This window comes from Croceibacter atlanticus HTCC2559 (assembly GCF_000196315.1).
Taxonomy (GTDB): domain Bacteria; phylum Bacteroidota; class Bacteroidia; order Flavobacteriales; family Flavobacteriaceae; genus Croceibacter; species Croceibacter atlanticus.
This window is the reverse complement of the sequence record NC_014230.1, coordinates 1007356-1020772: the sequence shown is the minus strand read 5'-3', so window position 1 is coordinate 1020772 and position 13417 is coordinate 1007356. Positions and strand designations below refer to the sequence as shown.

The window sequence follows — 13417 nt, the reverse complement described above, 5'->3', positions numbered from 1 at the left end:
ACTACTATGAAATATATTTATACACTATTAGTTGCGCTTAGTTTTAGTTATATGCAAGCGCAGAATGCAGACACCAAAAAAGCAGACAAACATTTTGACCGCTATGAGTTTTTAGAAGCCATAGAGGATTACGAAAAGTTGATTGAAAAAGGTAAAGCAGACACATATGTTTATGCACAATTGGCAGAAGCTAATTATAACATTTACGATACAAAAGCTGCAGAAACCTATTATGCTAAAGTTGTAAAAGACGGTAATGCTACAAATGAGCAATTATTTAGATATGCTCAAATGTTAAAAGCCAACAACAAGTACGAAAAGAGTAATGAAGTTATGATGCAGTTTGCAAAAAATGCACCTAACGATGATCGCGCTATTACATTTTTAGAAAACCCTAACTATGTTCCTAAACTATTAGGTAGCGAAGAGAAATTTACTTTAGAAGCTATTGAAATGCTAAATTCTGAGTATTCAGATTTTGGTGGTGCTGTAAGCGGAAATACTTTATACTTTGTATCTGCTAGAAATAAAAGTAGAAAAAAGTATGGGTGGAATGAACAACCTACTTTAGATATTTATAAAGCAGTTATTATTGAAGGTACTTACAAAGAACCAGAACTTGTAAAAGGTGAAGTAAACACAAAATACAATGAAGGTTCTGTCGCAATTTCTTCAGATGGAAATCGTATGTACTTTACTCGAAACCAATACTTAGATGGTAAGTATGGTAAAGATGAAAATGGCGTAGGACAATTACAGCTTTATTTTGCTGAAAATGTAAACGGCACTTGGAAAGATGTTAAGTCTGTACCATTCAACAATTCTGAATATTCTATAGGTCATCCTGCTTTAAGTAAAGACGGTAAAACACTCTATTTTGTTAGCGATATGCCTGGAGGACAAGGCCAATCTGATATTTATATGGTAGAGGTTACCTCTAGCGGTTTCGGAACTCCTAAAAATTTAGGCGCTAATATTAATACTGCTGGAAGAGAAAACTTTCCTCACGTAGATGAAGATGGAACTCTTTATTTTTCAAGTGATGGTCATTTAGGTCTTGGAGGTTTAGATGTATTTTATGCTTCAAACAACAATGGTCAATATGGAAAAGCTAAAAACATAGGTACTCCTGTTAATAGTAAAGGAGATGATTTTGCATTTACTCTAAACCTTGAATCTGGGAACGGCTACGTGTCTTCTAACAGAGGAAAAGCATTAGTAGACAATATATATGGTGTCACTTTAATTGAGCCGTTATGTGAAGTTCAATTAGCTGTTAAAGTTGTAGATGACAAAACCAATAATGCAATCTCTAATGCAAATGTAGATTTGTATGATGACAAAGAGAATAAAATAACAACTGTTGTGACAGACGCTAATGGTATGACAAACTTTACTGTACAATGTGAGCAGGCATATCAAGCGCAAGTAAACATAGATGATTACGAAAGTAATTCGGTTACTATGGCAGCAACAAAAGACGCAACAAAAGAATTAACTGTTAGGTTAAAACCAATTGAAGCTATAGTTACTGAAGATCGCGTTATTCTTAACCCAATACTATTTGACTATGATAAATCTAACATTAAGCCTCAAGCTGCTTTTGAATTAGATAAGCTTGTACAGGTTATGAATAAATATCCAGAAATGGAGATTTTTGTAGAAAGTCATACAGACAACAAAGGTCCTAATGACTATAACATGAGTTTATCTGAACGTCGTGCTAAGAGTACAGTTCAATATGTAGTATCAAAAGGTATTGCAAAAGAAAGAATCTCTGGTAAAGGTTTTGGTGAAAGCAAACCAGCAGTTGAATGTGGTGAAAATTGTTCTGATGAACAACGACAAACTAATAGACGCTCTGAGTTTGTAATCATTAAAAAATAAAAATTTAATTGTCTTAATTTTTAAACCCAATGCTATTGCATTGGGTTTTTTTTATCTGTAAGTTTTAAATAACGTACAACAACTCATTAAATTGATGCTTTAAGAACTATTAAGAAACTATCTCAGGTTTAAATAAACGCATAAAAAAAGGCCAACCTAAATTAATAGGTTGACCATGTAGATTTGGGGCTGTAAGAGATATTAAAATCCGTAGTTGAATCCTACACCAAGTACTTCTCTAATTTGAAATGCTCCAACAGCATTATCATCATAAATAGCTTGGAATATTACATTAGCAGACAAGTATTTGTTTACTTTCATATTAAGATTCATTGTATAATCTAAATCAACATTTTGAGGGTCTTCTAAATAGTTAGAATATAGATTTAAGATATTTTCCATAGATACATTTTCTAACAACTGCACCTTAGCGTATGCCGAAACTGCTGCACCAAATTCAAAGCGAGTTGACTCTCCAGCATCAACTCCAAAATAATCACCATCTACGTATCCAGGTATAGATGTAAAATCACTATCAACAAAAATAAGTCTTGCTGTTGCTGGTGCTATATTAACGTATAGGTTTTCACTTTTCTTCCAAAGCATGCCAGGACCAAATTGTAAATAACCTGGAGATAAGAAGTGTGTATACTCAGTTCTTATAGTACGAGTCTCTAAAACACCATCTGTATTTGTAAACTCCTCTTCACTAAACTCATAACCTTTAGCAAATTGAGTTTTAAAGTTTAAAAAGAAAGATAAGTACCAGTTACTTTCTTCTAATTGTCTACCTAATATTGAATTGTACTCTAGGCGGTCATTTGTTTTACGCGTAAACTCATCGTCTTTAATCTTTGTAAGACCATACTCTCCAATAATTTTATTATCCCAAGAAAGCTTTCCTTTTCTGTAATTAAAATCATACGTAATACCAATGTTTCCAGCGTAGTTAGATGTACCACCACCTTGCCACTCTGCGTTAAAAGCAGCTTGGTTAAATAGTAATGAAAATTGTCCTGCGCGTGTCCATCCTTCTTTAGGTTGTTCTTTTTCATCTTGAGCAAATCCAGAAGATACTCCTGCAAATACTGCTAATGCAATAATTAGTTTTTTCATGGTAGGTTGTTTATTGTTTAATTTTTTTCAAAAATAATACTTATAGGGTCTTTAACAAAAATCGATTAAGAACGGTTGTCCTTAATCGATTAAGTGTAAATTTTATCGGTGTAATACTTTACTTCTTATAAAGCGGAACAGATGAGCAAGCTTCTCCAAACATTAAGCTCTTTACTACTGGCTGTAATTTTTGAATAAGTAAAACATATGCATTTTGAGGTACTGGCTTATTAGAGCACCCTTTTACTATTACAGGTGCATCTTTATAGGAAGATACATCTAAATTTGAAATGGCTTCATTAAAAAACAATGTATTAAGTGTATCTAAGGTACCTACAATAGTGAGTTTAGTGAATTCTGAAGCATATGTTGTTAGTAACATATACGCCCAAGCAGGTATTATTGCTTCAGAAGAACAATGTAAACACAAATTAGCATCTTTGTATTTACTCCAATCATGAGCTTTTGCATGTTCTCTAAACTTATTTTCCTGCAATACCAACTCTTCCAGTAACCAATCTTTTATATCGAGTTGAAAAGTTGGCTCTTTGGGGTATAAAGTTTCTAAATCGAACGTTTTGAGTTTGCTATTTGCAACTCTATTTTTAATCTCGTATCCAAATTCTTCAGTTGCCATATTATAGCATTCCTAATTCAAGCTTTGCTTCTTCACTCATTAAATCTTGACTCCAAGGCGGATCAAAAGTAATTTCGACCTCTGCATCTTTAACCATTTTTAAAGACTTCACCTTATCTTCTACCTCTTTTGGTAATGTTTCTGCAACTGGGCAGTTTGGTGTAGTTAATGTCATTAAGATTTTAACCTCATCATCTTCATTTACAAAAACATCATAAATAAGACCAAGTTCATATATATCTACAGGGATTTCTGGGTCAAAAATTGTTTTAAGTACGCGTACAATCTTTTCTCCTAACTCTTCTGTATTTAAAGTTTCTTCTGCCATGTTAATTTAGTTGTGTTTGGTATGCTATGGCATACATCTTTAATTGTTTTATCATACTTACAAGGCCATTAGCTCGTGTAGGAGATAAATGTTCTTTAAGGCCAATTTCATCTATAAATTGGGTGTCTGCATCTAAAATATCTTTAGGATGTTGATTGCTAAAAGCTCTAATTAATATTGCAACAATACCTTTGGTTATTATTGCATCACTATCTGCGGTAAAGCTTATTTTCTCATCATTCATCTCGGCGTGAACCCAAACTTTACTTTGGCATCCTTTTATAAGATTTTCTTCAACTTTATATTTCTCATCAATAAGTGGTAAAGATTTACCTAGCTCTATCATATATTCATAGCGGTCCATCCAGTCGTCAAACATGGCAAACTCTTCTATAATTTCTTCTTGTATGTCTTTAATATTACTCAAACCTCTTAGTTTTCTGTTGCTTCAATTAAAACATCATTATTGTCCTTAGAATATAGGGTTAAACTTTTGCCTACAGAGTTATAGCTACCAACATTTGCTAATGCCTCAAAAAGTTCAGTTTCATTATCTAAATTAGGACAAGCTTTTTTTGTTGCGCCTATATCACCTATACTTAGTGTAAGGTTGTTTAATGTATAATCTGCAAAATACTGGTTACAACCACCGTTACCAGAAACTCGTTTTGTGATCCCACTAAAATTTATGGTCATTCCATTAACTGAATCTCCATTTAAGGTAGTGATTGTATACGTTCCATCTAATTGCACACGTCCTGTAGTTTCTAACACTTGTTGTGTTTCTGCACAAGAATACAAACAGAATATAGTAAGTATTAGGCTTATTTTTAATATTGCTTTCATAATTCTTTTTTTAGGATAACATCATTTTAGCACGTTTTACGGCTTTTATAAAGATATCGATTTCTTCTTTGGTATTATAGAACATAAGTGATGCTCGTATAGTTCCCGGAATTTTAAAAAAGTCCATTATTGGTTGCGCACAGTGGTGACCTGTTCTTACCGCTACACCAAGTTTATCAACTATAGTACCAATATCATAAGGATGCAATCCTTCTATATTAAACGATATAACAGCAGTTTTATCTTTAGTGTCTGCATATATTTTTACATCGCCCAATGCCTTAAGTTGCTCTGTAGCATATTCTAGTAGCTCATTTTCATATGTTGCTATAGTTGTAAACCCAATGGCATTCATATAATTTATAGCGGCACCAAAAGCAATACCACCACATATATTAGGTGTTCCTGCTTCAAATTTATGTGGTAAACCTGCGTAGGTTGTTTTTTCAAACGTTACTTGGTCTATCATTTCGCCACCACCTTGATAAGGCGGCAATGCATTTAAAAGCTCTTCTTTTCCGTATAACATTCCTACTCCTGTAGGACCACACATTTTATGTGCAGAGGCTACATAAAAATCTACATCTAATTCTTGTACATCTGGCTTAATATGAGGACAAGCTTGTGCGCCATCTATCAACACTTTTGCACCAACTTTATGTGCTTCTTTTATAATAGTCTCAATAGGGTTTATGACACCTAAGGCATTAGATACATGATTACAAAATACAAGTTTCGTGTTTTCATTTATTAACGCTTTGTAGGCAGTTATATCTAATATACCGTCTTGCGTCATAGGAATGACCTTTAAGGTTGCTCCACTAACTTCACATGCCATTTGCCAAGGCACAATATTACTGTGGTGCTCTAAAGCAGAGACAATAACTTCATCTCCTTTTTTAAGTAAAGATTTGTAGCCACTAGCTACTAGGTTTATACTTTGCGTGGTACCAGACGTAAGAATAATTTCATAGGCATGTTTTGCATTAAAATGTGCCTGAATAATTTTACGTGCTTCCTCATATTTATCTGTTGCTTCTTGAGATAACGTATGTACACCTCTATGTATGTTAGCGTTGTAATTACTGTAGTAATCTACAATAACATCTATAACAGCTTGAGGTGTTTGGCTTGTTGCGCCATTATCAAGGTAAACCAATGGCTTACCATTAACGCTTCTGTTTAAAATTGGGAAGTCTTTTCTTATAGCTTCCACATTAAACGTATTGTTTTTTGCTACACTATTCATTGTGGACTATTTTAGACTGTTATTACAAATCGAATCCTAAACTTACATTTAGCTTGTTTGCTATAATTTTATTGATTCTCTTTTTAACCTCTGGAATTTTCACACTTTCAAGAACGTTGTTTGCAAATGCATACATTAATAAGGCTCTTGCTTCTTTGTGAGGAATTCCTCTAGATTTCATGTAGAATAAGGCGTCTTCATCTAATTGACCAATTGTACAACCGTGCGTACAGCGTACATCATCTGCAAAAATCTCTAATTGAGGTTTAGAGTTTATTGTTGCTTTATCACTTACCAAAATGTTGTTATTACTTTGGTAGGCGTTAGTCTTTTGAGCTTCTTTATTTACAACAACTTTACCGTTAAAAACACCTACAGCTTTATCATCAAAAATACCTTTGTAATCTTGGTGACTCTCACAATTTGGCTCTATGTGATGCACTAATGTATTGTGATCTACGTGTTGTTTGTCTTCTATAATTGTCACACCATTAAGAACAGAGTTTATACGCTCTCCATTTTGATAAAAGTTAAGGTTATTACGCGTTAACTTTCCTCCAAAAGAAAAGGTATGTACGCTACATAAGCTTTCTCCTTTTTGGTCTATATAGGTATTATCGATTAAAGAGGCAGATTGCCTATCGTTCTGTATTTTATAATAATCTACTATTGCACGTTTATCTGCAAAGATCTCTGTAACAGCATTAGTGAATACAGGATTGTCATTTAAACTTTGATGACGCTCAATAATCTGAACGTGAGAATTTTCTCCTACAACCACTAAGTTTCTTGGTTGCAATAGTAATGAAGCCTCATTGCCTGTAGCAAAATTTACAATTTGTATAGGCTTATCTACAAGCTTATTTTTAGGAATATGGATATATGCACCTTCGTGAGAAAATGCTGTATTTAAAGAATTTAAACCATCTTTAGGAGCTATTTTATTAAAATAATTCTCTATTACTGGTTTGTATTTTTCGTGATTTAAAGCTGAAGACATTAAGCACACATCAAACTTATCGTGTGTTGTTTGTGACAAATGTGAACTGTAAATACCATCTATAAACACAATGTTATACGTGTCTATATCATGAATAAAATACTTCTTTACATCACGATAATCTATAGCGTCTTCTTTTTTAGGGAATATGCTATAATCTTGCTTAAGCACGCTATTGAGAGAGGTGTATTTCCAAGCTTCCTGCTTTTTGGTAGGAAAGCCTTGCTCTTCAAAAGCTTTAATAGCTTCAGATCTTATATCATGAACGTAGTTGTTTACATCTCGACCATCTTCAAAAGCCAAGAAAGACGACAACAATTTATCTTTTAAATCCATATCTATATCCTGATAAACAGGAAGTTTTTTGTGGCATTTTAATTTTGCCACCTTCAATTCAACATTTTACATCTATATATAAGATGCTTTGCAACTTCTAGCAGATTCTAACTTTCTTAGTGTACTGCTTCTTTTTTAATCCAGTCGTAACCTTTTTCTTCTAGCTCATAAGCCAGTTCTTTGGTGCCAGATTTTACAATTTTACCATTAAGCAAAACGTGTACATAATCTGGTACGATATAATCTAATAAGCGTTGGTAGTGAGTAATTACGATTACAGCATTATCTTTACTACGTAGCTTATTAACACCGTTTGCTACAATTTTAAGTGCATCTATATCAAGACCAGAATCAGTTTCATCTAGGATTGCTAATTTTGGTTCTAGCATTGCCATTTGAAAAATCTCATTTCTCTTTTTCTCACCACCAGAAAACCCTTCATTTAAACTTCTAGATAAAAACTTACGGTCTATCTCTAAAAGCTCAGATTTTTCTCTAATAAGCTTAAGCATATCTTTAGCTGGCATGTCTTCTAAGCCTCTTGCTTTACGAGATTCGTTTATAGCAGTCTTCATAAAGTTAGTTACAGACACGCCAGGAATCTCAACAGGATATTGAAACGACAAGAATACACCTTTGTGTGCACGCTCATCTGCTTCCATTTCAGAAATTTCTTCATCATGAAGTATGATTTCACCTTCTGTCATCTCATACTCTTCCTTCCCAGAAATCACAGATGCCAATGTACTTTTACCTGAACCGTTAGGGCCCATTATAGCGTGAATTTCTCCAGCTTTAATATCTAGGTTTATCCCTTTTAAAATTTCTTTTCCGTCTACACTTGCATGCAGGTTCTTAATTTTTAACATATCTTAAAATTCAAAATAGGTGTTACCTATTTATTATCGTTTGATTTTACTTTTACTGCAGGTTCTGATGTAGGTGCAGATACTTTTATTATTTCTCTAATTTCAACAATTTCGTCCCAACCTTCTGTTTCTTTATTAGGCATAATTTTACCCTTTACCTCAACAGGAACCATATCGAAATCTTCTCTTTTTAGCGGCTTTACTCGCTCTGCTAATTCTTGTGCCTTGGCGTCTATTTTTACACCATATATAAAATTATCTCCTTTTAATACCGCAGCATCTGCTATATAGATAAACTCTCCTTTTATAGTTGGAATACTATCTACTACCGTTTCTTCTGTATTATCTTGAGTTGTCTCTACATCGTTCTTACAAGAACTTAAACCAATTAGTAACAGACAAGCAATAAAAAGATGTTTCATAGTTATATTATTAGTTTAATACTGCTGGCATTTCACTAAAGTCTTTAGCGTCGTGCTGTATAATTACTTTAGCATTGTTTTGTTTAGCAAATTCTTCAAACTCTGCTATAGATTTCTTTGACTGTGGAATACTGTAGTTAAACTGTGGCACTACAGATTCTTCTCTATTTTGTTCAAAGTGATACATATCTCCAGATAACAATACATTACCAGTTTCTGGTAAACTTACCATTAACACCTGATGACCTATTGTATGACCTGGCATATTTTTAATAATTACTGTGCCGTCTCCAAACACGTCATGATCTCCAGATAATTGAACTACTTTTTTTAATTCTGAAAAACTTGCTGGTGCGTAAAATGAATTTCCTTTTATTGAATCTCCATTTGCAAATTTATACTCAGAATCTTGAACCAACCATTCTGAATTTTTAAAATGGTTTGCAGCTCCTGTATGATCAAAATGAATATGTGAAAATGCAATATAATTTACGTCTTCTGGAGTAACATTTACTGTAGCTAATTGGTTTACTATTGAATCTTTTCTAGTTATTGTAAAACCGCCATCTGGAGTTGTATATGGCTCATTTCCCACTAAATTTTCTGGCAATCCTGTATCCCATAATAATATTCCCTTAGGGTGCTTAATTAGGTAGAAACCATCTGCCAATGTTTTAGACTCTCCTTTATATTTATCACCTTCAGAAAACAAACTTAGCTTGTTAGCAGTTACTTGACCACCATCAAACTTATACAGCTCTACTTTTACAGACTCTTGTTCTGTTTCAGCTTCAGAAGGCTTAACTTCTTTTGTTTCTGCATCTTTACAAGCTACAAAGCAAAGTAAGGTTGCTATGATAAATAATTGTTTCATTGTTTGTGTTTTTAGTTTAAAGCTTTAAATTTCTTATCCTACTGAGCCTTCTAACGAAATCTCTAATAATTTCTGAGCTTCAACAGCAAACTCCATAGGCAGCTTGTTTAATACATCTTTACTAAAGCCATTTACAATTAATGCAATTGCTTTTTCTGTATCTATACCACGTTGGTTACAATAGAATATTTGGTCTTCTCCAATTTTACTTGTTGTAGCCTCGTGCTCTACCTGTGCTGTTTTATTCTTTGTTTCTATATATGGAAATGTGTGAGCACCACACTTATTACCCATTAACAAACTATCACACTGCGAAAAGTTTCTCGCATTTGTAGCTCTAGAGTTTATTTGAACTAAACCTCTATAACTGTTTTGAGAATGTCCTGCAGAAATACCTTTAGATATAATGGTGCTCTTGGTGTTTTTACCCAAGTGTATCATCTTAGTTCCAGTATCTGCTTGCTGGTAATTATTTGTTACTGCAATAGAGTAAAACTCTCCAACAGAATTATCTCCTTTTAAAATACAGCTAGGGTATTTCCAAGTTACAGCACTTCCGGTTTCTACTTGAGTCCAAGAAATTTTTGCGTTTTTCTCACAAATTCCTCTTTTAGTCACAAAGTTAAAAACACCACCTTTTCCTTCTGCGTTACCAGGATACCAGTTTTGTACTGTAGAGTATTTAATCTCAGCATCATCTAGAGCAATAAGCTCTACAACAGCTGCGTGTAATTGGTTCTCATCTCTAGATGGCGCAGTACAACCTTCTAAGTAACTTACATAACTACCTTCATCTGCAACAACTAAAGTTCTCTCAAACTGTCCTGTTCCCGCTTGGTTAATTCTAAAATAAGTACTTAACTCCATAGGGCAACGTACTCCTTTTGGAATGTAGCAAAAAGAACCATCACTAAATACAGCAGAGTTTAATGCTGCATAAAAGTTATCTTTTTGAGGCACCACACTACCAATATGCTTTCTTACAAGTTCTGGGTGTTCTTTTATAGCCTCAGAAATTGAGCAGAATATAATTCCTTTTTCTGCCAATGTCTTCTTAAATGTTGTTGCTACAGAAACTGAATCCATAACAATATCTACCGCTACTCCAGCAAGCTTCTTTTGCTCATCTATAGATATACCAAGCTTTTTAAACGTGTCCAATAATTCTGGATCTACCTCATCTAAGCTTTCGTACTTTGGTTTTTTATTAGGAGCAGAGTAATAAGAAATGTTTTGGAAGTCTGGTTTTGGGTAATTTACATTTGCCCAATCTGGCTCTTCCATTTTTTCCCATTCTCTAAATGCCTCAAGACGCCACTCTGTCATCCATTCTGGCTCTTCCTTCTTTAAGGAAATTGCTCTTACAATATCTTCATTTAGACCAACAGGAAAAGTGTCTGATTCTATATCTGTATAAAATCCGTACTTATACTCTTTAGTTTCGAGCTCTTTCTGTAAATCGTCTTCTGTATATGCCATTAAATATAATTCTAATTGTTTAGTGAATTAAGCTACCTCTTTATAACGAGAAGCTTTCTCCACAGCCGCAAGTTCTTTGTGCATTTGGATTATTAAAAACAAAACCTTTACCATTAAGACCACCGCTATATTCTAAGGTTGTTCCTACTAGGTATAAAAAGCTTCGTTTATCTACTACAATTTTAATTGAGTTGTCTTCAAAAACCTTATCGGTTTCTTCTGTCTTATTATCAAAATCTAAGTCATAAGACAACCCGCTGCAACCGCCACTTTTTACGCCTACTCGAACGTAATCTTTTAATGCATCATAACCACTCTCTGCCATGAGAGATGAGATTCTATTTTTTGCGCCTTCGCTTACTTTAATCATCGTTTTGAAAATATGTGCAAATATACTGAAAATGGCTTGTTTTACCATAATTAGTCTCTGCGTTAATGTAATGTAGTTATTGAAAAAACTTATAGTGTGTTTGTCCCTTATAATATGGGATTCTTACACGCTATGTTTAAAAAGAATTAAAATTCTGAAAAGCGATCATCAAAGATAAAACTGTTATCTGTAAGTGTTTTTAAAAAAGCCACCAATTGATCTTTTTCTAAATTTGAAAGTGGAATTCCTCTAGAACCATTTTCCTGAACAAAAACTGGGTCTAATGTAACATCTTCCTGAACACCATCTGAATAATGGTCTAGCACATCTGTAAGGGTTTGAAACCTGCCGTCGTGCATATACGGAAAGGTAACCTCTATATTTCTTAATGTAGGAACTCTAAACTTACGCAGGTCTTCATCTAGTCCTGTTACACGTTTTCTTCCTATGTCATTATATTGCGCATCAATAGGCAATCCATTATTTCTAAAAGATTGGTCTGTAAATAGCGGACCTGCATGGCAAGAGGCACATTTTTGTTCGAATATAGCCAAGCCTGCTTCTTCTGCTTCTGTAAAGACTGAACCTTCATTTCTTACAACTTGATCGTATTTTGAATTTGAAGATACCATCATAACCATAAACTGAGATAATGCCTTTAAAATGTTTTCCGAGCTAATTTCACCATTATCAAACGCATCTTTAAACATGTTTTGATAGGTTTGGTCTTCACTTAATTTTGAGATTATCTCATTAAAGCTTGAGTTCATCTCTACATCTGTAGTGATTGGTATAATAGGTTGTGTGTCTAAATGTTGTGCTGCACCATCCCAAGTAAACTCATCTAAGAACGCTAAATTGAATAAAGGTTGTGCGTTTCTTGTGCCTAAAGCTCCATCTACACCATGACTTACAATATGTGTGTGGTGTGTAAATGCAAAATCTTGAATATGGCAAAACCCACAAGACACAACATTATCTGAGGCTAATTTTCCGTCATAAAATAACTTTTTCCCTAACTCAAAACCATTTTGAGTAGGTTGATTGTTACTTATATCATAAGTAGCATCTGGAAAATTAGATGGTACCTGAAAATTTAAATTAGAATCTGGTACAGGAATATATTCGTCATCCTGTGGTGTTTCAGTAATTGTTTCTTCACCACTTGAATCTGAACTGCACGCTAAACAGAGTGCAAAAATGCTTATGAACCAGAAATTCTTCAAATATGTATTAGTTTATTGTAAATACTGTTTTCATATTATCTGATATGATTGGAGCATTTACGGGATCAATAGTTACTTCATTATTAGTTTCGAAATAGTAATTGTTATTACCATCAAAAATATTACTGATGTCTGCTTTTATTCCAAATGCAGACGTTTCAGAATCTCTTACAGTAAAGTTAGAAAGCGGCATTATAATTTCCTGATAGTTGTCTAACGTGCTACCGTGACTTCCTACGTGTACAATAAACGGTGTAGGCTCTGCATTTTCTTCAGTAGTATAATCGCCTTCAAACTTTAAGAAACGGTATCCTGCAGACCAGCTCCAAAGCATTCCTGCCTCATCTGCTCTTGGCACAAAATTCATTACACCATTTAATGGGTATTTAAATTGATCTACACCAAACCCAAATGAAATGCCAGAATAGTCTCTAGACGGTACATCTTGCAAGGTTATGGTTAAAGAGCTAGACAGTTGCTGATCTATAATAAAATAACTGTCTTCTTCAGGTACCACATAGTCTAAGCCATTATCATTTATTAAAACAATATTGCTAATTATGTATTTTAAATCTGAGACAGAATACGTTTCATTGTTAGAATTTACATAGGTTGTAGACCCTAATTGTAGAGGCTCACCATCTACTTCATTTGCAAATGTAAAAGTTACGTTTCCAAAAGTAGGATTCCCTAATTCTGAGTTTCTATTTGCATCTTCATCTGTATTACAAGAGGCAAAAAGCAGAGCAATTATTGCAAGAATACTTAATTTTTTCAT

15 protein-coding genes are annotated in these 13417 nt (G+C 33.8%); 1 reads left to right on the top strand and 14 read right to left on the bottom strand.

What is annotated here, in order from left to right; all coding sequences use genetic code 11:
* Window positions 1–6 precede the first annotated feature (6 nt).
* On the top strand, window positions 7–1887 hold the full coding sequence (locus CA2559_RS04515) for an OmpA family protein (protein ID WP_013186664.1): 1881 nt from the start codon (window positions 7–9) through the stop codon (window positions 1885–1887).
* A 201-nt stretch (window positions 1888–2088) separates the two neighbouring features.
* Here the strand turns inward: CA2559_RS04515 and CA2559_RS04510 are convergent, their stop codons facing one another.
* From CA2559_RS04510 to CA2559_RS04445, 14 genes are all read right to left on the bottom strand, one after another.
* The gene (locus CA2559_RS04510; RefSeq protein ID WP_013186663.1) at window positions 2089–3003 is read right to left on the bottom strand and encodes a DUF3078 domain-containing protein; all 915 of its coding nucleotides are present in this window, start codon (window positions 3001–3003) and stop codon (window positions 2089–2091) included.
* A 118-nt stretch (window positions 3004–3121) separates the two neighbouring features.
* Entirely contained in the window at window positions 3122–3640 is a 519-nt protein-coding gene (locus CA2559_RS04505; RefSeq protein ID WP_013186662.1) for a DUF2480 family protein, read from the bottom strand.
* A 1-nt stretch (window position 3641) separates the two neighbouring features.
* Complete coding sequence (locus tag CA2559_RS04500; protein WP_013186661.1) at window positions 3642–3968, bottom strand: SUF system Fe-S cluster assembly protein; 327 nt, start codon at window positions 3966–3968, stop codon at window positions 3642–3644.
* Window position 3969: 1 nt separating this feature from the next.
* Window positions 3970–4395, bottom strand: coding sequence for a SufE family protein (locus CA2559_RS04495; RefSeq protein WP_013186660.1), 426 nt, complete (start codon window positions 4393–4395; stop codon window positions 3970–3972).
* Window positions 4396–4400: 5 nt separating this feature from the next.
* Window positions 4401–4814 (bottom strand): META domain-containing protein, encoded by a 414-nt coding sequence (locus CA2559_RS13530; protein ID WP_013186659.1) that lies wholly within the window; start codon window positions 4812–4814, stop codon window positions 4401–4403.
* A 10-nt stretch (window positions 4815–4824) separates the two neighbouring features.
* The gene (locus CA2559_RS04485) at window positions 4825–6063 is read right to left on the bottom strand and encodes an aminotransferase class V-fold PLP-dependent enzyme (RefSeq protein ID WP_013186658.1); all 1239 of its coding nucleotides are present in this window, start codon (window positions 6061–6063) and stop codon (window positions 4825–4827) included.
* A gap of 22 nt (window positions 6064–6085) precedes the next feature.
* Window positions 6086–7399, bottom strand: coding sequence for a Fe-S cluster assembly protein SufD (gene sufD / locus CA2559_RS04480; protein WP_013186657.1), 1314 nt, complete (start codon window positions 7397–7399; stop codon window positions 6086–6088).
* Window positions 7400–7515: 116 nt separating this feature from the next.
* Window positions 7516–8268 carry a Fe-S cluster assembly ATPase SufC gene (gene sufC / locus CA2559_RS04475; RefSeq protein WP_013186656.1) on the bottom strand — a complete coding sequence of 251 codons (753 nt, stop codon included), beginning with the start codon at window positions 8266–8268 and terminating at the stop codon, window positions 7516–7518.
* 26 nt (window positions 8269–8294) lie between these two features.
* Window positions 8295–8690: a hypothetical protein gene (locus CA2559_RS04470; protein ID WP_013186655.1), complete on the bottom strand. Its 396-nt coding sequence runs from the start codon at window positions 8688–8690 to the stop codon at window positions 8295–8297.
* Window positions 8691–8700: 10 nt separating this feature from the next.
* Window positions 8701–9564 carry an N-acyl homoserine lactonase family protein gene (locus CA2559_RS04465; RefSeq protein WP_013186654.1) on the bottom strand — a complete coding sequence of 288 codons (864 nt, stop codon included), beginning with the start codon at window positions 9562–9564 and terminating at the stop codon, window positions 8701–8703.
* A gap of 33 nt (window positions 9565–9597) precedes the next feature.
* Window positions 9598–11043, bottom strand: coding sequence for a Fe-S cluster assembly protein SufB (gene sufB / locus CA2559_RS04460; RefSeq protein ID WP_013186653.1), 1446 nt, complete (start codon window positions 11041–11043; stop codon window positions 9598–9600).
* A gap of 40 nt (window positions 11044–11083) precedes the next feature.
* On the bottom strand, window positions 11084–11413 hold the full coding sequence (locus CA2559_RS04455; protein WP_041240912.1) for a HesB/IscA family protein: 330 nt from the start codon (window positions 11411–11413) through the stop codon (window positions 11084–11086).
* Between the two features lie 146 nt (window positions 11414–11559).
* The gene (locus CA2559_RS04450; RefSeq protein ID WP_013186651.1) at window positions 11560–12639 is read right to left on the bottom strand and encodes a cytochrome-c peroxidase; all 1080 of its coding nucleotides are present in this window, start codon (window positions 12637–12639) and stop codon (window positions 11560–11562) included.
* A gap of 7 nt (window positions 12640–12646) precedes the next feature.
* The gene (locus CA2559_RS04445) at window positions 12647–13417 is read right to left on the bottom strand and encodes an MbnP family protein (protein ID WP_013186650.1); all 771 of its coding nucleotides are present in this window, start codon (window positions 13415–13417) and stop codon (window positions 12647–12649) included.